Origin of the sequence: Nocardia nova NBRC 15556, assembly GCF_001613005.1 — a bacterium.
Lineage (GTDB): Bacteria > Actinomycetota > Actinomycetes > Mycobacteriales > Mycobacteriaceae > Nocardia > Nocardia nova.
In genome coordinates this window covers 108,033-127,700 of sequence record NZ_BDBN01000022.1, presented here as the reverse complement: position 1 = coordinate 127,700, position 19,668 = coordinate 108,033, and the positions used below count along the sequence as shown (strand labels likewise).

Here is a 19,668-nt window from a genome sequence, read left to right as displayed (position 1 = left end):
CCGCATTCTGCCTGCCGAAGCGAGGGTTCGACACGAGTTCGGCGCGGGGGATCCTGGGAGAGCGTTCAGCGGCCGAGGTGGGCGCTGTCCTCCGCCGCGCGCTCGTGGGCGAGCAGCCAGCGCTTACAGCCGAGCCCCCAGCGGAAGCCGCCGAGCGAGCCGTCCGTGCGGAGAATCCGGTGGCACGGAACGAAGAGGGCGGCGGCATTGCGCGCGCAGGCGTTGGCGGCGGCGCGGATGGCCTCCGGGCGACCGGACCGAACGGCGAAGGCGGTGTAGGTGATCGGCGCGCCGGCCGGCACCGCTCGCAGGACCGACCACGCGTGTTCGAGGAACGGACCGGACACCTGCCGGACCGCCACTCCGTCGACGGCATCCAGCTCGCCCTGGTGATACCGCTCGACGGTGTCGGTGAGCTCGTCCAGCGCGTCGTAGCGGCGCAACGCGTCCGGCCGCAGCCGCGGATGGACGAGACCGCGCAGACCTTCCGCGTCGGCGGTCCAGCCGGAGGCCAGGACCGCGCCGTCGGCATCGGCGATCACCGTGAACGGCCCGATCGGGGTCGGGACGGTCGCGTAATCGGCGGTGCTCATCGCCGCGCGCCCAGATAGGCCGCGCGACGGCCGGCCTCGGCGGCCGCGACTCCGGTGCGCGCGGCGTCGCCACGACGGTCGAGCGTGCTGCGCGCGGGTGCGGGCCGGGTGGCGTCGTCGCGGCCGGCGGGGTATCCACCGTTGCGTGCGAGGGCAGCTCGCGCGGTTGCGGCGCCGGCCACCGCGGTGCGTTCGGAGAGCGCGCGCTTCCACAGATGCATCGACAGATACGACCGCCACGGCGCCCATCGCGACGTATCGGTGAGATCGATGCCGTACTGGGCCGCGCCCTGCCGGACCACGAGATCGGTGTGCAGCAGGATGTCGGGGTCGGCGAGCAGGCGCATCGTCACGTAGTCGGCGGTCCACGGGCCGACCCCGTCGAGGGCGAGCAGATCGCGGCGGACGTCGGCGGCGGTCCGGCCGGCATGCAGACGCAGGTCACCGGAGGCGAGGGCACGGGCGGCGCCCACGATCGAGGCGGTCCGCCGGGCCGGTCCGGTCAGTACGTCGGCGCCCCGTTCCGCGATGGCTTCGGCGGTGGGGAACAGGCGCGGCATCGGGCCGTTGACGTTCTCACCCAGCGCGTCGACCAAGCGGGCGGTGTGCGTGGTCGCCGCCGACACCGAGATCTGCTGTCCGATCATGGTGCGCAGCAACAACTCCGAGCCGTCCAGGCAGCCCGGTACGCGAATGCCCGCGCCGATGGCCGGCGCCCCGGGCCCGAAGCCCTCGGTGAGGGCGGCATCGATCCCGACCGGATCGGCGTCCAGGTCGAGCAGGTGCCGGATCCGCGCGACGGTCGGCGCCAGATCGCGCATATCGTGCAGCGCCAGGCTGGCCCGCACATGGCCGGGGTGGATACTCGCGCGCACCGTGGCATGCCCGTGCGGAGTGCGCAGGCTGCGCGTGTAGACGCCGTCCTCCCAGCTCTCCAGCCCGGGGACGGCATGCGCGGAGAGGAACCATTCGAGCCAGCTCGCGTCGAGCGGTTCACGATAGGGCAGGCGCAGGGTGAGGGCGCCGTTGGTGGCGGGCAGTGCGTCGCCGCGCAGCCGCCGCGCCTCCTCGCGCAACACGGTCGGACTCACCACGAACACCTCGCGCACGGTGTCGTTGAACTGCCGGATGCTGGCGAAGCCGGCCGCGAAGGCGATGTCGGACATGGGCATTCGCGTGGTCTGGATGAGCAGCCGGGCGGTGTGAGCGCGATGGGCGCGAGCCAGGGCGAGCGGACCGGCGCCGAGTTCGGCGGTGAGTACCCGGGTCAGTTGCCGTTGCGAATAGCCGAGCTTGTCGGCCAAGCCGGGGACGCCGCTGCGTTCGATCACGCCGTCGGCGATCAGCCGCATCGCCCGCGCGGCCAGATCGGCGCGGGTGTTCCACAGGGGTGAGCCGGGCGCGGCATCGGGCAGGCACCGGCGGCAGGCGCGGAATCCGTTCTGCTGCGCGGCGGCCGCGGTGGGGAGGAACGTGACATTCGTACGCTTCGGAGTGATAGCAGGACACGATGGCCGACAGTAGATTCCGGTGGTGCGCACCGCCGTGACGAATTGCCCGTCGAAACGGGCATCGCGGGTGGCCACCGCTCGATAACAGCGCTCGAAGTCCAGACCGTTCACACTCACGCAGTCCACCTTGTCAGCCCGGGGCCGCCTGCGCTAGCGGGAATCAGACAACTACCCCGGATGGTCAACGTTTCAGCGACATAGCTGTCGGCTATCAACGATGCACTGAGTGAGAGCAGTTGGGTATAACCGCCGTAAAGGGCCTATTCCGCAGCGTCGCAAGGTTTTCGGGTCGGCCGGGGCGGGCGGGTGAGGTGCGAACGGTTGGTCGCAGATCACACGCGAACGTTTCGGCCACCGGCGCCGCGTGCGGACTGGCGAATCGCACCGGAACCGTACGCTCGCTGGAGGGGTGCGGCGGCCGAGGCGAGCCGGATGCCTGGAACCGCTTCCGGTTGCCCGGTCGACCGGACTCGCCGCCGATCATCGGCGGGGCGAGCTCAGCAGCACCGGGTCCCGGGGTTGCGATCGGCCGCCGCGTGCCGTTCGCGCCAGTATTCACTCTCGGTCGGAATCGGCCGGTCGGGATGCCGACGCCGCAGATGTTCCACATATCGCGGGTAGTCCTGCCCGCCGAGCACCGCGTTCATATAGCGGGCTCCCGCCCGGACCGCGCGCAGCGGCGCCCGCAGCACAGCGAATTCGCTTGCTAAGAAGCCGGTTCCGGCGTCGCCGCGCCGGGGACCTTCGCCGCGCCCGAACGCTCGTACTCCGCCCATTCGCGCTGCACCTCCTTCTCGGCCTTCGTCGTCACGAAACCTGACGGCCCGAAGATCTTCGACGGCACCTCCGGAGTCTCGGTGGTGGCCCCACCGCCGCGGCGCACCGCCTGCACACAGACGATCACACCGACCGCCGCCACGATCAGCACCAGCACCGCGAAAATGATCGACAGTGAGCCCTGGATGAACGTGTTGCGCACGACCTTGTCCATATCGGCCATGCTCTTGGCCGGCGCCAGCACCTTCCCGGCGTCACGAGCGTCGCTGTAGATGCGGTGCTGGGTCCAGTAGCCGATGTTCTTGTCGCCGGAGAAGATCTTCTGCCACGAGGCCGTCATGGTGACGATGAGATCCCAGATCAGCGGCAGCGCCGGAATCCAGGCCCACTTCCACAGCCGCTTCTTCATCACGATCACCAGTACCACCGTCAGCGCGACCGCGGCCAGCAGCTGATTGGCGATGCCGAACAGCGGATACAGCGTGTAGATGCCGCCGAGCGGATCGGTCACGCCCATCAGCAGCACCGAACCCCAGGCCGCGACCACGACGAACGTGCACAGCCAGGCTCCGGGCCGCCAGGACGGATCCTTGAATTTGCGCGCCGGGCCGCCGAGGTTGCCGAGCGTGTCCGAGAGCATGAAGCGCGCGACGCGAGTGCCCGCATCGATGGTGGTCAGGATGAACAGCGCCTCGAACATGATCGCGAAGTGGTACCAGAACGACTTCATCGCGGCGCCGCCGATGAAGTTGTGCATCACCTCGGCCATACCGACCGCCAGGGTGGGCGCGCCGCCGGTGCGGGAGTAGATCGCTTGCTCACCCACGTCGTGAGCGGCCTGGTTCAACTCGTTCGCGGTGATCGGTGTGCCGCCGAGCCCGAGGGCGTTCACCTTGTCGGCGGCGGCCTGCGCGCTGGTGAGGCCGCCGGTGTTCATCGCGAAGTACAGATGCTGGTCGAGAATGCTGGCCGCGATGATCGCCATCACCGCGACGAACGACTCCATCAGCATGCCGCCGTAGCCGATCATCCGTGCCTGCGACTGCTTTTCGAGCAGTTTCGGCGTGGTGCCCGAGGAGACCAGTGCGTGGAATCCGGAGAGCGCACCGCAGGCGATGGTGATGAACAGGAACGGGAACAGGCTGCCGGCGAACGCCGGACCCTTGGAGTTGCCGGCGAATTGGGAGACCGCGGGCGCGTGCAGCACCGGCATGGTGATCACCACGCCCAGCGCCAGCAGCACGATCGTGCCGACCTTCATGAACGTCGACAGATAGTCGCGCGGGGCCAGCAGCAGCCACACCGGCAGCACCGAGGCGATGAAGCCGTAGATGATCAGCATCCACGCGATGGTGGTGCCCGAGAGGGTGAACACGTCACGGCCCCAGCCGGATTCCGACACCCAGCGCCCGGAGACGATGGCCAGCAGCAACAGCACGAAGCCGACGACGGAAATCTCGCCGACCTTGCCCGGCCGCACATAGCGCAGGTACAGGCCCATCAGCAGCGCGATCGGAATCGTCATCGAAATCGAGAACACGCCCCACGGGCTGCCGCCGTGCAGCTGCCCGTCGGCCCCCTTGGTCGCGGCGAGCGCGTTGACTACCACGATGCCCAGCACGGCCAGCAGAATCACCATGATCACCAGCACCGCGATCAGCGCCGCGATACCGCCCACCACACCGAGTTCGTCGCGGGCCATCTGCCCGAGGCTGCGGCCGCGCCGCTTCACCGATGCCCACAGCACCAGATAGTCCTGGACTGCACCGGCGAGCACGACGCCGATCACGATCCACAGCGTGCCCGGCAGATACCCCATCTGCGCCGCGAGGACCGGCCCGACCAGCGGCCCGGCGCCGGCGATGGCGGCGAAATGGTGACCGAACAGGACCCGCCGGTCCATCGGCATGTAGTCGGTGCCGTTCTCCAGTTCCTCTGCCGGAGTAGCGGTGTCGTCGCGCGGTGTGGTGATCTTCCATTCGATCAGCCGGGCGTAGAACTGGTAGGCGATGATGTAGGTGCACACCGCCGCGATGACGATCCACACCGCGTTGACGTCCTCGCCACGAGCGACGGCGAGAATCGCCCAGGCGACCGCACCGAAGACGGCGACGGCCGCGAAGATCGCCTTCTTGGCCGGCGTGATCGGCCGGCGGTCGACGATCCCGACGGGAGGCAGGTCCGGCTCGGTTCGGAGGTATTCGATGGTCGCCATGCGAGCTACTCTCCCGTGCTGGTGTAGGTCCGATCGGCGACGAGTTTCCCCGCCCGCCCGGACATCAGGTGGAACTGACTCAAGGTAGCGGAATCCCGCCGAATCGGGCGAGCCCACTGTGGGATCCGCACTCCGTTCAGAAACTGTTCATCGGACCGGATCCCGGCGTCCGAGGCGAAACCGCAGGTGGCCGCGTGTCGTTCGGGCCGGACGCGGGTGCGATCCGTAGCTCCGAACCTGGTCTGCGGTTGTATAGGTGGGTGAGGACTGCGCGTTCGGTGTTGTCGGCGATCGCCATGCTGCTCGCAGCGGCTTCGGCGATCGGGTGCTCGAGACCGATGCAGGGGCCTGACCAAGCCGAGCGTGATAGCTGGTCGCGGGCGATCGAATCCGCGATACAGGCGTTGCCGGGGGTGGCCGACGCATCGCATACGTTCCAGTACCACAGGTACGGTGACTACAGCTCCGGCCTCGATGTTCGGTTGAAGGACGACGCAACGGCCCCGCAGGCAGAGGCCGTGGTGCGCGTGATGGCCACCCAGCAGCTACCGCCGCAGTACCGAGGTGACTCGACGGTGCTGAAAATGGTCCGGATGACGGACTCGTATTTCGCGTCCTGGCGTTTCGGTGGCGACACCACCAGGAAAGCCGAAGCGGCAAACACTTGGGCGCGAGTGTCGGCGAGCCGGCCTGGAGCCGAGATCCATTGGAGTGACGGCGGAACATTCGCAGCCGACGTCGAAGGCCCGGCCGAGAAGGTCATCGTGGCCGCGAGTTCTGGTACCGAACCCTCGAGCGCCACCGCGGCGATGCGAAAGATCGCCGGCGAGTTTCCCGAACTGGCGGCCCGTGACTGGACGGTGGCCTCCGGTTACCACGATCTCTCGATCGTGGGCTCGAGTCTGCGACCCGACTCGAGCACGAGCCGCCGTACCCGCTTCCCGTCCGACAGTGAACTCGAGTTGTGGGAGTGGTTGGTTACCGATCAGCCTTTCCCGTACTTCGCCGACATCCGTGTGTACGACCCGCCCGGTGTGGGTGGCCGCACACTGGGCGTCGCGATTCTTCCGCCGGCGGGCGAGGTGTTCAGTGCGGAGCAGGCTGCACAGTTGGCCGGTCAGCACCTTCCCCGCCTCGCTCGGTCCGGTGCCGTGGTCGAGTACACCCTCCGCGGGCACCAAGGCTTCCGCTTCGAGGTCCTGGTAGGCGGTTGCCCGGATCCAGGCCGAAAAGTTTCGGCCGAGGCGGAGCCCTTCGTTCGTCTGTACGAACGCTGTTAGTGCCGTATCGGCACCTCACAGGGCCGTCCTCGGGCCCTTTCCGGGGGCCGTCGGAAGCGCTATTCGGGTGGGACAGCCGACGAATAACGACGGCCCAGTGTCCGGATGTGGTCCACGAGTTCCGGCGGCTCGTCGACGCGGAAGTCCATCATCAACATGCTCAGGTAGATCGCGATGGTCTCCAGAGTGTCCGCACCGGTGTACAACACACACGATTGCGCGTCGACGGCTTCCACCACACCGACGGCCGGGTTGATGCGCGCGATCACGGTCTCGGCGGGCGCCAGCACCGTGACCCGGGCGTGGACTCGCCAACCGGCTCTGGCGATTTCCCGCAGGACGAAGGCCACCAGATCGTCATCGGGCAGCGTGCGGGCCGCGAAGTGGTGGGAGCCGGTCGCGACGTCGTCGACGGAGGCCACGGGAAGGGCGCGCCAGCAATGGCTTTCGAGATCGTAAGCGACGAGATACCACCGGCGTTGCCAATTGATCAGCCGATACGGCTCGAGGCGTCCGCCGTCGACGTTCAGGACCCGGGTACCGCGTATCGCCGACGCGATGGTGGCCAGAGTCTGCGCCGGCACGGGCGCATCGGGTTCGCGTGAGCCGGTCGTGGCGGGACCGATCTCGGTGGCCGTGCGCAACGCTGTCACCTTGCGCTGCAACCGAACCGGCAGAATTCGCTCCAGCTTGGCGAGCGCCCGCGCCACGTTCTCGTCGATATCCGCGACCCCGGTGGAGCCGTCCTCGGCGAGGCCGATCGCCACCGCCACCGCGACGGCCTCGTCGTCGTCGAGCAGCAGCGGCGGCATGGTCTTGCCCTGGCCGATCCGATAGCCGCCGACCGCACCGCGCTCGGCATGGACCGGATACCCCAGTTCCCGCAGCCGTGCGATGTCCTGACGCAGAGTCCGGTCGCTGACATCGAGCCTTTGTGCCAGCTCCCGACCGGTATAGGTGCGGTCCTGCAACAGCGACAGCAGCCGCAGCACACGGGTTGTGGTGGAGGTCACATCGAAGCGCTTTCCGTCGGCGAATTATTAGGAAGAAAACAAGCCTAATTGGCGCATAACCTGAGTTCAACGCCGAAAACGAAGAACGAAAGGCCCTCCGATGAACAGCACCTCCGTTTCCCCCGCCGCCGCTCTCGCCCCGGTCTGGCGTGACGTCGTCGCCGAGTCCTACCGTGCCCTCGCCGACGCGGTCGTGGGAATCGGCGCCGCCCAGTGGGACCTGCCGACTCCCTGCTCGCAGTGGACCGTCACCCAGGTCGTGCAGCACGCCGCCGGTGATCAGCTCGCCTTCGCCGCGGCCCTGGGACTGGGCGCCGGCCCCGCCTACGACCCCTTCGCCCCCTCCGGCTCGCTCGACGGCACCGGCACACAGCTTGTCTCCGCTGCCATCGAGCAGACCGCCGCCGCCTGGGCCACCGTCACCGACGACGCCGAAACCGTTCCCACCCCGCTCCCGCACGGCGTCCTCCCGACCCCCGTCGCCGCCGTCATGGCTGCCCTGGATGCTGCCGTCCACGCCTGGGACATCGCGGTCGCCACCGGCCGGCCGTCTCCGCTGACCGACACCCTGGCCACCCATCTCCTCACTGCCGCAACCGATCTGATCGAACCGCTGCGCCAGTGGGGCGCGTACGCGGCCGTGCTGGATGCCGAGCCCGGCGATACCGCCGTCGACACACTGCTGCGCTACCTCGGCCGCGACCCGCGCGTCTGAGTCTGCCGGTTGTCCAGCACGCGGGTCAGCAGCTCGACCAGGTGTTCGCGCTCCGCCTTCGTCAGCTCGCCGAATATCTCGTCCTGGGCGGCAGTCAACGTGGCATCCAGTTCGTGCAGTCGCCGCTCGCCGGCCGCGGTGAGGGTGATGAGGTTGCGGCGGCGGTCGTCCGGATCCGGCTCTCGCGCAACGTATTTTTGCGCCTCGAGCTCGGCCAGCATGGCGTGCATATCGCTGCGGTCGATCCGGCAGCGCTGGCCGATCGCCACTTGACTGGCGGGCCCGAACTCGTCGAGTGCGGCCAGAATCGAGAAATGGTAGCCGCGGGCGCCGACCGCCGACACGGCTTCTCCGATGCGCCGCTGGGCGAGTGCGGCGGTCTTGCTGACCAGCCAGCTCGGTTTGCCGCGCAGGCGTGCGGGTGTGTCGTCCATGCGTGAAGTCTACTGGATTCGTTGGACGAGCCAACGAATGTGGGGTAGCGTCGCCTGGGCGAACCGTTGGTACAGCCAACGATTATCGGAGGTGGAGAAGATGTTGCTCACGCTGCATGAAGCGCACGCCATCAGCACTCGGATACGCTCTCGCGCTGGGGAATTGGGTGCCCGAGTGACCGTGGCGGTCGTGGACGAGGGTGGACACGTGCGAGTGCTGGACCGGATGGACGGTGCGCCACCGCTGTCGGCCCGGATCGCTCCCGCGAAGGCGGCCGGGGTCGCCCTGTTTCATCGCGAGGGCGGTGAACTGCAGCAACTCCAGGCGGTGTGGCCCGCCCTGTTCGATCGAATCGATCAGCTGTCGCCGACGCCGATCGTGGTGGGTGCGGGCTCTCGGCTGATCCGTCGCGACGGTGTCGTGGTGGGTGCGGTCGCGGTCAGCGGCGGTCGGCCCGAACAGGACGACGAGTGCGCCGAGTTCGGGCTGGCTTGTGCCCGGCCGACGCCGGACCCGGTGTAGCAGAACGCCGGCGGGCGTGGTGCCACGCGCGCAACTGTGCCGGTCGCATGGTCGGATCCCGCTGCGTCGCCGGCTACCAGAGCATGTGCGAGTGTCTCGATCAGGCTGTGTGCGAACGATATTCGTGCCAGCGCTGCACGGCGACCTGCACGGCCTCTTCGTCCTGTGTCGCATGCGCACCCGAGGCCCCGGCGGCCCCGAGAATCACCCCGTTCTCGGTGACGAGCACCCCGCCCGCGAACGGAATGTAATCACCGTCGTAGAGATGCTGAATGCTGTCGACGATCTCACCCGGCAGGGGGAGTTGTCCCGACGGATGCAGTGTCAGTAGTGCGGTGCGCGCCTTGGCCACCGCGAGGCGACTCGTCATCGGCATCCCGCCGTCCGCCCGGCGCAGCGCGATCACCGCACCGCTCACATCGGTAACCGCCACCGCCAGCGGCGGAAATCGATGTTCGGAGGCCACCGCCAGTGCGGCGGTCACCAGCCAATCGGCATCGGCCAAGCCCAATCCGGGAAGTCGAGGGATCTGCGCCATGAAACGACCTTAGCCCGGTGTGGTCGCATGTGCGGGCTGCGGTGTGGGTCGTCGAATCCGTTGCGGCAGAGTATGTTTGTTCAGCTGCACAGCGGATCGAGCGCGCGTACGGGTGTTCGCGATTCGTTCCTGGGGTCGAGGGTCGTCGAACGGTAGGTTGACGGCATGTCCATCGACGATCTTCCGGCCGAGGTCGCGCGCAGTGTCGGGCTGTTCCTCACGGCCGTCGACGAGTTGTCGCCGGGCTTGATCAGCGGCTTCTATCTTGTCGGCTCGGTCGCGTTGGAGGATTTCCATCCACGCGGTGCCGGGCGAGGGCGGCTCGCCACCGCGAGCGATATCGACTTCGTCGCGGTGACCGATCGGCGCATCGAGCCCGACTCGCCGGAGATGGCAGCCGTGGCCGAGGCGCACAGCCGCACGGTCCGCGCCGCACGGCGGCCGAATTTCGATGGTGCCGTTGTGCATTGGGCGGATCTCGCGGCCGGGCCGGACGAGTGCCCCGATGTTCCCTGCGCCCAGGAGAGCCGGTTCACCACCTCCGGTCGCTTCGGCATCGACCCGGTGACGTTCTGTGAGCTGGCCTGGCACGGGATCACGGTTCGCGGCCCACAGCCGGGCGATATCGAGCTGTGGGCGGATCGGGTGGCCTTGCGCGACTTCACCGTGGACAACGTGCGCAACTATTGGCGGCCGTGGTGGGAACGTGCCCGGGCAGCGCATCCGCTGTCGCTCGCGGTGGGGCTGACCCCGTGGTTTCCGGTATGGGCAGTTCTCGGGGTGAGTCGCCTTCATCATGTGCTCGCGACCGGAACGATGACCTCCAAATGCGGAGCCGGCCGCTATGCGCTGCGGTCGTTCGACCCGCGTTGGCAGCCGATCATCGCCGAGAGCCTCCACCTCCGCACGCGCGGCGCCGAGGGGTGCCGCTCCTATCGCAATCCGCTCGCACGCCGCCGTGACACTCTCGCGTTTCTGGATGCGGCGATCGAGAGCGCGCTCGCGCTGCCCGCCACTTTCTGAGTAGCCGGTCGCGCGCGGGTGGTGACAGAACACGTCCGGATACCGGGCACTCCATCCGGTGGTCGCGACCTGGGCAGATTCGGTTGCCGAACGTGCGCCGCGTAGACTCTTGCACTCGTGAGTCTCACCCTCGGTATCGTCGGCCTGCCCAACGTCGGAAAGTCGACGCTGTTCAACGCGCTGACCCGCAACGACGTGCTCGCGGCGAACTACCCGTTCGCCACCATCGAGCCGAACGTCGGCGTGGTGCCGCTGCCCGACCCGAGGCTGGACAAGCTCGCCGAGATCTTCGGCTCCGAGCGCATCGTCCCCGCGACGGTGTCGTTCGTCGACATCGCCGGCATCGTGAAGGGCGCCTCCGAAGGCGCGGGCCTGGGCAACAAGTTCCTCGCCAACATCCGCGAAGCCGACGCTATCTGCCAGGTGGTCCGCGTCTTCGCCGACGACGACGTGGTCCACGTCGACGGCAAGGTCGACCCGCTCAGCGATATCGAGGTCATCGAAACCGAGCTCATCCTCGCCGACCTGCAGACGCTGGAGAAGGCGGTGGTCCGCCTCGACAAGGAAGCCAAGGTCAAGAAGGACCGCAAACCGGTGGCCGACGCCGCCAAGCAGGCCCAGGAATTCCTCAACGAGGGCAAGACCCTGTACGCGGTCCGCGACAAGCTCGACGCCGACCTCCTGCGCGAACTGTCGCTGCTGACCACCAAGCCCTTCCTCTACGTCTTCAACGCCGACGAGTCGGTCCTGACGGACGAGGCACGCGTCGCCGAACTGAAAGCCGCAGTCGCCCCGGCGGATTCGGTCTTCCTCGACGCCAAGGTCGAAGCCGAACTCCTGGAACTCGACGCCGAGTCCGCCCTCGAGCTCCTGGAATCCATCGGCCAAACCGAACCCGGCCTGCACGCCCTGGCCCGAGCCGGCTTCCACACCCTCGGCCTCCAGACCTACCTCACCGCCGGCCCGAAAGAGGCCCGCGCCTGGACCATCCACCAGGGCGACACCGCCCCGAAGGCAGCCGGCGTCATCCACACCGACTTCGAACGCGGCTTCATCAAGGCCGAAATCGTCGCCTTCGACGACCTGGTCGAAGCCGGCTCCATGTCCGCCGCCAAGGCCACGGGCAAGGTACGGATGGAGGGTAAGGACTACGTCATGCACGACGGCGACGTAGTCGAGTTCCGCTTCAACGTATAGCGGATCAGCGTCTAAGAAGAAGTAGGGGCGGGGCATGCACCGCTCCTGGTAGAGACTTTGCTGAGGCCCCGTCCGGTATTCGGGTGGGCGCTCGGTCGTTTCGCCGGTGCTGTGCGATGGCCGGTTCGGTCAGCGCGGTAAGCGGCATTGCCGGATGTCCCGAGCTGCAGCGGTTCCGTATTGTTCAGGCGCATGCCCAGCGGCTATAGCAGGACGTGTGCCAAGGGGTTTCACTCGTTGTCGGGAGGTCATGGTTGCGCGTCGCGTGCGGGCTGTTCGCCGGCGGGAAGGTAGATCGGCTCCGGGCGGGTTCCGGCCACGTAGTCGCGGAAGGCTCGCAGATACTCGCCTAGTTCCCGCTCGTCGGCGAACCTGATCCCGGTCGGGTCGAACCATTCCTGCGGTGTCGGGCGTCGCACGATCATGTAGTCCAGGGCTTCGCGCACCAGCACCCCGTAGGTCGGATCCCTGACGCACATATCACGCACCTGCGGGGCGTGATATCGCATTCTGCCGTCGCGGTGAACGTCCATCAGCGGCCACCACAGGGCATCGAAATGCGGGATTTCGTCCCACCACATGGAGCGCAGGGGCTCTTCGGTCCGCGTTCGGCGGCGGGATGGCGGAACTGGTGTCGGGTAGTCGCCGGATACGCCTTTGCTGTCGATGGCGCGGATCGGTCCGGTTCCGAGGTTCACCGGCGGGTACCACACGCCGCGCCACACCGGGACTCCGAGATGGCGAGGATTCAGCGGCAGCGGCGCGGCCAGTGAGATGTCGACCGTGATTCGACACACGGGTGGCAACGGTCCGTCGGTCACCAGATCTGCCGCCATCGACAAACAGTCCCGTACGTCGAATCCGGTCACACCGATAGCTTTTCCGAACCATGGGGCAGGGCAGTCCCGCACGTCGAATTCGATCCAGAACCGTCGCACCATCGACATATGCGCGCACTCCTCCTCGATCTGCTGCCGAGTGCGCAGCCGAGAGTGGACGGCGTCGTGCACGTGTCGCGGTCCACCTCGACGATCGCCGGGATATCACCCGCACGGTACCAACGTTCGTTCGGTAACCACCACTTGATAATCGGCATGGGTGCGCACTTGGGTCCACTAGCTGGGTGATGCGGCCAGAGGGGCGGCCTTGGGTCGCTGCCGGCATCGGTCGGATCGGTGGGTTGCGTGCAGAGGTTATTCGGCTTCGGAACGCGAGTCGAGCCCCGAGTACGCAACGCTCGGCCGAACGCGACCCGGACGCGGTCCTGCCTCAGATGGTGCCGTCCTGCACCGGATAGTCGATGACGACCGCACCGCCGGTGGCGTAGTTGACGACATCGGCGGCCGCCCGCCGGCCGGGCTGTGATGCCCGTGCCGCGGCCACGGCGGCGGCGTCGGCGAAGTCGGCTTCGAAGACCGCGAAATACGGCGAATCTCCGTTCGGGGCCGCCACGTCGAAGCTGTAGCGCCAGGCAAGCAGGCCGGGCATTTTCGTGACCAGTGGAAGGTGGTTGGTCACGTAGTAGTCGCGGAAGTGGTCGGGGTCGGCGGGCTCGGGATACAGGACTACCAACTTGTGCATGACTGCCTCCCGGTGTCTGTGGCTGCGGTGTTCGGTACCGCGGTCGGTTGAATCGTCATATGCGCAGGTTAGGGCTTGATGCATGGTCGAGGGAAAGACCGGAAGGGGATAGACTCAGAACGGATCGTTATCAATCGGCAGGGAGGGTATGTGGCGCCGGATACGGTGAGCCTGCGGTACTTTCTGGTGCTGGCGCAGGAGTTGAACTTCACCCGCGCGGCAGCACGCATCGGTATCGCGCAGCCCGCACTCAGTGCCCGGATGCGCCGATTGGAGGCGGAACTCGGTACGAGCCTGCTGGTTCGAAACACGCGTAGCGTCGTATTGACCACGGCCGGTGCGGCTTTGGCGGAGTCCGCGCCACCCGCGCTGGCGGCGCTGGATCGGGCATGGGACACCGCCCGGAATGCGGGGGCCGGTGAACTGGGCACGCTGCGCATCGGATACAGCCTCAGCACGGGAGCCGAGACGGCACCGGCCCTGGTGGACAAGCTCATTCGCAGCAGCCCGGGACTCGACGTCGGCGCGGTCCCGATGGCGACACCGGACATCTCCCCAGCGGTCGCCGACGGCCGCATCGATGCGGGGATCACTCGCGGTGAACAGCCGGGCCGTGGCGTGCGCCGGTTCCTGCTGCGGCGCGAGGGCGTCGGGGTCCAACTGGCGCAGCATCATCCGCTGGCCGGACACCCGGAGATCGAGATCGCCGACGCGGCCGCGTATCCGCTGCGACTTCCCGACCGTGCGGCCAACCCCGTGATCCACGATCAGCTCGCCGCACTGTTCCGCGACACCCGGCCGAGCCCCCGATTCGTCACGCCCGCAGTCTCTTTCGATATCTCTCAGCGCGACCTACGCGACGGGCTCACCCTCGCTCCGGCCGGTGAAGTAGCGGTCACGACACAACCGGCCGGTCTCACGTGGCGACCGCTGCTGGGCGCGCCCACCTTGACGATCCACCTGGTCCTCCCGCGCGTGCAGTCACCACTACACCGCCGCGTCCGCACCGTCGCCAAAACCCTGGCACACGAGCTGCACTGGCTGCCGGACTGACGCGCAGGAGGTCACGCGAGACGGACATCGGCCGCGTGTCATCGATGGTGCGTGAGACCCATCTATTGCTGCTGGTGGCGGCTTGCTGAGCCTGCCGAGAGAGTTGGTGCCGCCACCGCGGGCGGCCAATTCTGAGGCTCGATGTTGGTTGGCTTCCGACTGTGGTCCTGGCTCCAGTCGAATATAGGTATCGGAGGTCCCCACTGTCTCGGTTCGTCGAACGAGATGGTGCCGCTACCGAAGTCTGCCTCATCGAACCGGGCGTTGCCGGCGAAGGTCACACGATCGAACCGGGCCTCGGCGGCGAAAGTCGCGCTGCCGAACCATGTATTGCCGGCGAAATTCACTCGGTCGAATCGAGCGTTTCCGGTGAAGGTGGCGCCGCCGAATCCTGCGTCGCTTGCGAAGGTGGCGCCGCCGAACCCTGTGTTGCCGGCGAAGGTTGCGTCACCGAACTCGGCGCTGCCGGAGAAGGTCGCCTCGCCGAACTCGGCGTCACCGGAAAAAGTCGCGCTGTCGAATCCTGTGTTGCCGGCGAAGGTGGCGTCGCCGAATCCCGCGTCGCCGACGAAGGTCGCGTCGCCGAACCGGGCATTCGCGGAAAAGGTCGCGCCGTCGAATCGGGCGTTGCCGGAAAAGGTTACGTTGCGGAACCGGGCGTTGCCGGTGAAGGTGGCGCCGTCGAAGTGGGCGTTGCCGGTGAAGGTCGCGCCGTCGAACCGGGCGTTGCCCGAAAAGGTCGTCTCGCCGAATCCTGCGGCGCCCGCGAAGGTCGCGCCGCCGAACCGGGCGTCGGCGGAGAAGTTCGCGCCGGCGAACGCGGCGTGGTCGGCGAAGGTCGCGTCGTCGAATCGGGCGTTGCCGGTGAAGGTCGCGCCGTCGAACCGGGCGTTGCCGGAGAAGGTTGCGTTGCCGAATCGGGCGTCGCCGGAGAAGGTTACGCTGTCGAACCACGCATTGCCGGAGAAGGTTACGTCGTCGAACTCGGCGTTGCCGGAGAAGGTAGCGCTACCGAACCGGGCGTCGGCGGAGAAGGTCGCGCCGCCGAACCGCGCAGAACCCAGTAACTGTGCACGGCTGAAGTCGGCGTTCTCGAGATAGGCCGTGCGAAAGTCGAAATCGACTGTCGACCAGCTGTATGCGGCCTTGGGCCGAAGGTGGTCGGTAATGACGCGGAGGATGGTTGCGCGAACTTCTCGGTCATTGTGCCGATATTCGTGGTGGTGCTCCCGGTCGTCGGCGCGGGTGTTGTCCGCCGTCGCGCGGTGCTGTTTGACGACCAGTTTGCTCTGGTGGTTGGCGCCGAGCTCCGGGCTGTAGGGCAAGCGGAGGTATCCGCACAGCACGTCGATGCATTGCTGGCGGCGCAGGCCGTCGGATTCGTCGGCGACACCGGCCATCGCGTAGACCCCGGCGATTCGGACCGCGACATCCGTCGCGCCGAGTTGGGCGGCTGCGGCGCCGAAGCGTTCGACAAATCGGCTCTGTTCCAGATCGCGTTGACGCCGGTAGGCGATGACCAGGGCGACTACGCCGCCGACACCGGCGACAACGGTCAATGCGACACGAGTGATATCGATTTCGGCGGCTTGCTTGGTTTCATCGACGGGCGTGAGCCAGCGGAGGAATCCGTAGGCCGCGAAGGCCACAGCCAGTCCGGCGAGCAGCGCTGCGGTGACCGCGGGGAACAGCCGTATTCGTCCCGCCCGGCGGCTGAATGCCGCGCGGGATTCCTTGGTCGACGCCGCCCGCAGCGCGGTCATTCTCGAATGTGCCTGTGCGCGAAACGCGCTCACCCTCCTGGTCACTGCACGATTCTGCTCGATACCGAAAGTAAGCGCCATCGAGCGTGGGAACGGGCACCGCGCGAGACCTCCTCCGCCGTGGGCGTTCACCAGACCCGTCCGGAGGCCTTTCACGGCAACCGGTTGCGACTCGAGAGCCTCGACGACTACTTCACTCGCGACTACCGCAACAACAGGCATGCCCCGAACTTTTCGTGCAAACCTCCGCGTTGATGCGCGAAAACCGCCGAATGCGAGGCGGTTTGCACGATTTGTTCAGCACCGAGGGCCGGCGGCGCTAGAAGTCCATGCCTCCGAGCCCGCGGGGCGAGGATTCGGGTTCGCCGGGCTGTTTGCCGCCGGTGGGATCGCTCGTGGTCGAGTGGTGTTCGGCGGCGAGATCGGTGTTCGGTTCGCGGCGGGGGTGGTGGACCATGGCCCACGCCGAATGTGCCGCTGCCGATATTCGCTGTCCCAGGTGGGCCGCAACTCCTGACATCGGATTACTCCTCGTCGGACGACTGTTCTTGTCTCGCGCATACCCGGTGCTGCCCGGAGCATGCGCTCGCCGCCGAGAGGGCGCTTCGGCATGCAGGCCGGACCGGAAGCGGTATCGAGCGCGGGATATCAGATGACATTCTGCCCTTGGTTGGGCCGGGCGGGGACGTCACGCTCGACAGTGACGAATGGTGGCCCGGTCGAGGGTCGAACCGATCCGAAAGGACAAGGAAGATGAAGCCGTTGTCGGAATCGCTGACGGATCTCGCGGCTCGGGTGAAGCAGTTCGAAGAGTCGTCTGCTGCCGCGCGGGAACGGAGTCGCACCGCGTTGCAGGCTCGGCGGGAGGAGCTGAGCGAGACCCTTCAGAACGAGGGAAACGAGTTCGAGAAGACCGCGGCGGACCTGCGGAAAGCCGCGCAGAGTTGGTGGTCGGACACTCAGGACGCCCTGGAACGCCAGATCGATGCGATGCGGGCCGATTTCCAGAAGTGGCAGGCCGACCTCAAAGCGCAGCGTGCGGAACGGACGGCCGGGGACGGCAAGACCGTTGAACCGGCGAGCAAGGACTGACCAACGATCGCGCCGCAGCCGCCTACCGCCGAGGCGGCTGCGGGCGGTGCTCGGCCTCCAGTTCGCCACGCGAAGGGACCACTTCGAATGCCGCTGTGAAATGCCCGCACCCGGCGATGACGGAGAGTGACGCAGATCACTGTCTGGTCCTGTCAGGAATTCGCGCTCTGTCTCGTTCAGGCAGCACGCGAACCAGACAGGAGCGAATCATGAAGCACCGCATCGTCGTTCTCGGGGCCGGATATGCCGGAACCTTCTGCGCCGGATACCTGGCCCGCCAACTGCACGCCGACGACTTCGACATCACCGTCGTCAATGCCGAACCCGATTTCGTCGAGCGGTTGCGGCTGCATCAGCTCGCCGCCGGGCAGGAACTGCGCCATCGGCCGCTGGCGGAGATATTCGCGGGTACGGGCGTCCGGTTGCGCGTGGCACGGGTGACCGCCGTCGACGTCGAGGCCCGGACCGTCACTGTCGCCGACGGTTGCGGCCTCGATCGGCTCGAATACGACACATTGCTCTACGCGCTCGGCAGTACCGCCGCCGATCAAGGGGTTCCCGGCGTCCACGAGCATGCCTTCCACGTGACCGCGCGCCCGGCGGCCCTGCGTCTGCGCGCCCGCCTCGACGAGCTGGGCGACGACGGAAAAGTGCTGGTCGTCGGCGGTAACCTGACTGCGATCGAGGCCGCCACCGAACTGGCCGAATCACGGCCGGGACTTCGAGTCGGCCTCGTCACCAGTGGTGAATTGGGTGGCTGGCTGGGCGCGAAGGGCCGCGGTCATCTGCTGCGCGCCTTCGACCGTTTCGGCATCACGGTTCACGAGCAGACAACGATCGGGCGCGTCGGGAAGGACGCCGCGGTCGCGACCGACGGCACCGTTTTCACGTCCGACGCGACGGTGTGGGCCGCGGGCTTCGCCGTCCACCCGATCGCTGCCGCCAGTGGTCTCGAGGTGGTCGCCAACGGTCAGATCACCGTCGACCGTCAGATGCGGTCGGTCTCGCATCCGGACGTCTACGTCGCCGGGGACAGCGTCTTCGTCATCGGCGAGAACGGCCGCCCGTTGCCGATGTCCTGTGCTTCGGCCGGATTCACCGGCATGCAGGCGACCGCGGCGATCATCGGCGACCGGACCGGACGCAAGATACCGACGACCTCGCTGTCGTATGTCGGCAACCACATCAGCCTCGGTCGCAGGGACGGGATCTTCCAGCTGGTCGACGGCGACGTGCACGCGAAGTCGTGGGCTCTGTGTGGCCGGCCGGCCGCGGTCGTCAAGTCGAAAATTCTCGACACCGCCGCGTGGAGTCTGAGCCATCCGACCTTCGGGAAGCCGAGTCACAAGTACCGCTGGGCCGGTACCCGAGAGAACTCGGCGCCGGTGGTCGCCGCCTAGAGTCGTGCCCATGGATACCGCCACCGTGGCGAGTTTCGAGGCCAGTCGGAATCGGCTGGCCTCGCTGGCCTACCGTCTGCTCGGCTCGGCCGCCGACGCCGAGGACACGGTGCAGGACGCGTTCCTGCGGTGGCAGGCCGCCGACCGAGGGTACGTCGAGGTGCCCGAGGCGTGGCTGACCAAGGTCGTCACCAATCTGGCGCTCGACCGCCTCCGTTCGGCGACAACGCGGCGCGAACGCGCGGTCGGCGCCTGGATGCCCGAACCGTTGCTCGACGGCGACCCGATGCTCGGCCCGGCCGATACCGTCGAGCAGCGCGAATCGGTGACCCTGGCGGTGCTCATGCTCATGGAGCGACTGTCGCCGATCGAACGTGCCGTTTACGTACTGCGCGAAGCCTTTTCGTACAGCCACGCCGAGACAGCCGAAATCCTCGACATCACCGAATCCGCGAGTCAGCAATATCTGCACCGGGCGCGACGTCGAATCGCCGCCGCCGGCACGACCACCGAAACGGACCGGGCAACTGCGCGCCGGATCGTCGAGGCGTTCGTCGCCGCCGCCTCCTCGGGCCGGACCGAACAGCTGGTGGCACTGCTGACCGACGACGCGACCGGCATCTCCGACGGCGCCGGTCTGGGATGGGCCGCGAAATTCATCCGGTACGCGACGCCGCAGCGGATCGCCAGTGCGGTGCGGGCCGGCTTCAAACCGACTCCGGCGAAGCGCAAACTCGCCGGCGGCTCGCCCGCCATCCATGCCGCTGTGGTCAACGCCTGTCCGGCCATGCTCGCCACGCTCGACGATCGCGTTGTGGGTGTGCTGATCCTGGAGGTCCGCGACGACAAGATCGCGGGCGTGCGCGGTATCGCCGCCCGGCAGCGACTCGGTCGCCTTACCGAGGAATGGCAGCGGCAGGAACACGATGTCCCGCTGATCGAATCGTGGTGACTACGAGC

20 protein-coding genes are annotated in these 19,668 nt (G+C 67.5%); 9 read left to right on the top strand and 11 right to left on the bottom strand.

From position 1 onward, the window contains the following. Positions 1-65 precede the first annotated feature (65 nt). From NN2_RS10100 to NN2_RS10085, 4 genes are all read right to left on the bottom strand, one after another. Complete coding sequence (locus NN2_RS10100) at positions 66-593, bottom strand: methylated-DNA--[protein]-cysteine S-methyltransferase (RefSeq protein WP_030518620.1); 528 nt, start codon at positions 591-593, stop codon at positions 66-68. Further along, a complete protein-coding gene (locus NN2_RS10095; protein WP_082856877.1) occupies positions 590-2,230 on the bottom strand; it encodes an AlkA N-terminal domain-containing protein in 1,641 nt (546 codons plus the stop codon). Before NN2_RS10095 ends, NN2_RS10100 begins: the two co-directional genes overlap by 4 nt. 371 nt (positions 2,231-2,601) lie before the next feature. Further along, positions 2,602-2,796 carry a YbdD/YjiX family protein gene (locus tag NN2_RS38510; protein WP_369829502.1) on the bottom strand — a complete coding sequence of 65 codons (195 nt, stop codon included), beginning with the start codon at positions 2,794-2,796 and terminating at the stop codon, positions 2,602-2,604. 14 nt (positions 2,797-2,810) lie between these two features. After that, positions 2,811-5,096 (bottom strand): carbon starvation CstA family protein, encoded by a 2,286-nt coding sequence (locus NN2_RS10085; RefSeq protein WP_063012474.1) that lies wholly within the window; start codon positions 5,094-5,096, stop codon positions 2,811-2,813. Positions 5,097-5,434: 338 nt separating this feature from the next. On the opposite strand from NN2_RS10085, the gene NN2_RS10080 reads away from it, so the two are divergent. Continuing rightward, positions 5,435-6,376 carry a hypothetical protein gene (locus tag NN2_RS10080; protein ID WP_156511293.1) on the top strand — a complete coding sequence of 314 codons (942 nt, stop codon included), beginning with the start codon at positions 5,435-5,437 and terminating at the stop codon, positions 6,374-6,376. Positions 6,377-6,435: 59 nt separating this feature from the next. On the opposite strand, the gene NN2_RS10075 is transcribed toward NN2_RS10080, so the two are convergent. Beyond that, a complete protein-coding gene (locus NN2_RS10075) occupies positions 6,436-7,389 on the bottom strand; it encodes a helix-turn-helix transcriptional regulator (protein WP_063012470.1) in 954 nt (317 codons plus the stop codon). 100 nt (positions 7,390-7,489) lie between these two features. On the opposite strand from NN2_RS10075, the gene NN2_RS10070 reads away from it, so the two are divergent. Then, positions 7,490-8,104 (top strand): TIGR03086 family metal-binding protein, encoded by a 615-nt coding sequence (locus NN2_RS10070; RefSeq protein WP_063012468.1) that lies wholly within the window; start codon positions 7,490-7,492, stop codon positions 8,102-8,104. On the opposite strand, the gene NN2_RS10065 is transcribed toward NN2_RS10070, so the two are convergent. Next, complete coding sequence (locus tag NN2_RS10065; protein WP_063012466.1) at positions 8,077-8,538, bottom strand: MarR family winged helix-turn-helix transcriptional regulator; 462 nt, start codon at positions 8,536-8,538, stop codon at positions 8,077-8,079. The genes NN2_RS10070 and NN2_RS10065 overlap by 28 nt on opposite strands. Between NN2_RS10065 and NN2_RS10060 the strand changes: the two genes are divergently transcribed. Then, positions 8,459-9,061 carry a GlcG/HbpS family heme-binding protein gene (locus tag NN2_RS10060; protein WP_082856883.1) on the top strand — a complete coding sequence of 201 codons (603 nt, stop codon included), beginning with the start codon at positions 8,459-8,461 and terminating at the stop codon, positions 9,059-9,061. The genes NN2_RS10065 and NN2_RS10060 overlap by 80 nt on opposite strands. Before the next feature lie 100 nt (positions 9,062-9,161). Here the strand turns inward: NN2_RS10060 and NN2_RS10055 are convergent, their stop codons facing one another. Continuing rightward, complete coding sequence (locus tag NN2_RS10055; protein ID WP_030518629.1) at positions 9,162-9,599, bottom strand: GlcG/HbpS family heme-binding protein; 438 nt, start codon at positions 9,597-9,599, stop codon at positions 9,162-9,164. 165 nt (positions 9,600-9,764) lie between these two features. Here NN2_RS10055 and NN2_RS10050 point away from each other — a divergent pair, with 165 nt between their 5' ends. Together NN2_RS10050 and ychF are read left to right on the top strand one after the other, a co-directional pair. Beyond that, positions 9,765-10,622, top strand: a complete 858-nt coding sequence (locus tag NN2_RS10050; RefSeq protein ID WP_063012462.1) for a hypothetical protein — start codon at positions 9,765-9,767, stop codon at positions 10,620-10,622. 117 nt (positions 10,623-10,739) lie between these two features. Then, positions 10,740-11,819, top strand: a complete 1,080-nt coding sequence (ychF, locus tag NN2_RS10045) for a redox-regulated ATPase YchF (RefSeq protein WP_063012460.1) — start codon at positions 10,740-10,742, stop codon at positions 11,817-11,819. A gap of 248 nt (positions 11,820-12,067) precedes the next feature. Here the strand turns inward: ychF and NN2_RS10040 are convergent, their stop codons facing one another. Together NN2_RS10040 and NN2_RS10035 are read right to left on the bottom strand one after the other, a co-directional pair. After that, positions 12,068-12,829 carry a hypothetical protein gene (locus tag NN2_RS10040; RefSeq protein ID WP_063012458.1) on the bottom strand — a complete coding sequence of 254 codons (762 nt, stop codon included), beginning with the start codon at positions 12,827-12,829 and terminating at the stop codon, positions 12,068-12,070. Positions 12,830-13,088: 259 nt separating this feature from the next. After that, positions 13,089-13,400, bottom strand: a complete 312-nt coding sequence (locus NN2_RS10035; protein ID WP_063012456.1) for an EthD family reductase — start codon at positions 13,398-13,400, stop codon at positions 13,089-13,091. A gap of 150 nt (positions 13,401-13,550) precedes the next feature. On the opposite strand from NN2_RS10035, the gene NN2_RS10030 reads away from it, so the two are divergent. Further along, entirely contained in the window at positions 13,551-14,453 is a 903-nt protein-coding gene (locus tag NN2_RS10030; RefSeq protein WP_063012454.1) for a LysR family transcriptional regulator, read from the top strand. A 62-nt stretch (positions 14,454-14,515) separates the two neighbouring features. On the opposite strand, the gene NN2_RS10025 is transcribed toward NN2_RS10030, so the two are convergent. Beyond that, on the bottom strand, positions 14,516-16,261 hold the full coding sequence (locus NN2_RS10025; protein WP_169812391.1) for a pentapeptide repeat-containing protein: 1,746 nt from the start codon (positions 16,259-16,261) through the stop codon (positions 14,516-14,518). Between the two features lie 274 nt (positions 16,262-16,535). Continuing rightward, a complete protein-coding gene (locus tag NN2_RS37070) occupies positions 16,536-16,736 on the bottom strand; it encodes a hypothetical protein (protein ID WP_146098637.1) in 201 nt (66 codons plus the stop codon). A 233-nt stretch (positions 16,737-16,969) separates the two neighbouring features. Between NN2_RS37070 and NN2_RS10020 the strand changes: the two genes are divergently transcribed. The 3 genes from NN2_RS10020 to NN2_RS10010 all read left to right on the top strand — a co-directional run bounded on the left by NN2_RS10020 (position 16,970) and on the right by NN2_RS10010 (position 19,660). After that, a complete protein-coding gene (locus tag NN2_RS10020; RefSeq protein WP_063012450.1) occupies positions 16,970-17,308 on the top strand; it encodes a hypothetical protein in 339 nt (112 codons plus the stop codon). A gap of 209 nt (positions 17,309-17,517) precedes the next feature. After that, the gene (locus NN2_RS10015) at positions 17,518-18,708 is read left to right on the top strand and encodes an NAD(P)/FAD-dependent oxidoreductase (protein ID WP_063012449.1); all 1,191 of its coding nucleotides are present in this window, start codon (positions 17,518-17,520) and stop codon (positions 18,706-18,708) included. 10 nt (positions 18,709-18,718) lie between these two features. Beyond that, positions 18,719-19,660, top strand: coding sequence for a sigma-70 family RNA polymerase sigma factor (locus tag NN2_RS10010; protein ID WP_063012447.1), 942 nt, complete (start codon positions 18,719-18,721; stop codon positions 19,658-19,660). The last annotated feature ends 8 nt before the right edge of the window (positions 19,661-19,668 follow it).

Bases quoted from the DNA above. Each gene is read 5' to 3' on its own strand.
- NN2_RS10010 (WP_063012447.1), top strand. From the start codon at position 18,719: ATGGATACCGCCACCGTGGCGAGTTTCGAGGCCAGTCGGAATCGGCTG.
- NN2_RS10085 (WP_063012474.1), bottom strand. From the start codon at position 5,096: ATGGCGACCATCGAATACCTCCGAACCGAGCCGGACCTGCCTCCCGTC.
- NN2_RS37070 (WP_146098637.1), bottom strand. From the start codon at position 16,736: ATGTCAGGAGTTGCGGCCCACCTGGGACAGCGAATATCGGCAGCGGCA.
- NN2_RS10100 (WP_030518620.1), bottom strand. From the start codon at position 593: ATGAGCACCGCCGATTACGCGACCGTCCCGACCCCGATCGGGCCGTTC.
- NN2_RS10070 (WP_063012468.1), top strand. From the start codon at position 7,490: ATGAACAGCACCTCCGTTTCCCCCGCCGCCGCTCTCGCCCCGGTCTGG.
- NN2_RS10050 (WP_063012462.1), top strand. From the start codon at position 9,765: ATGTCCATCGACGATCTTCCGGCCGAGGTCGCGCGCAGTGTCGGGCTG.
- NN2_RS10060 (WP_082856883.1), top strand. From the start codon at position 8,459: ATGCGCCGCTGGGCGAGTGCGGCGGTCTTGCTGACCAGCCAGCTCGGT.
- NN2_RS10035 (WP_063012456.1), bottom strand. From the start codon at position 13,400: ATGCACAAGTTGGTAGTCCTGTATCCCGAGCCCGCCGACCCCGACCAC.
- NN2_RS10020 (WP_063012450.1), top strand. From the start codon at position 16,970: ATGAAGCCGTTGTCGGAATCGCTGACGGATCTCGCGGCTCGGGTGAAG.
- NN2_RS10080 (WP_156511293.1), top strand. From the start codon at position 5,435: ATGCAGGGGCCTGACCAAGCCGAGCGTGATAGCTGGTCGCGGGCGATC.
- NN2_RS10065 (WP_063012466.1), bottom strand. From the start codon at position 8,538: ATGGACGACACACCCGCACGCCTGCGCGGCAAACCGAGCTGGCTGGTC.
- NN2_RS10015 (WP_063012449.1), top strand. From the start codon at position 17,518: ATGAAGCACCGCATCGTCGTTCTCGGGGCCGGATATGCCGGAACCTTC.
- NN2_RS10055 (WP_030518629.1), bottom strand. From the start codon at position 9,599: ATGGCGCAGATCCCTCGACTTCCCGGATTGGGCTTGGCCGATGCCGAT.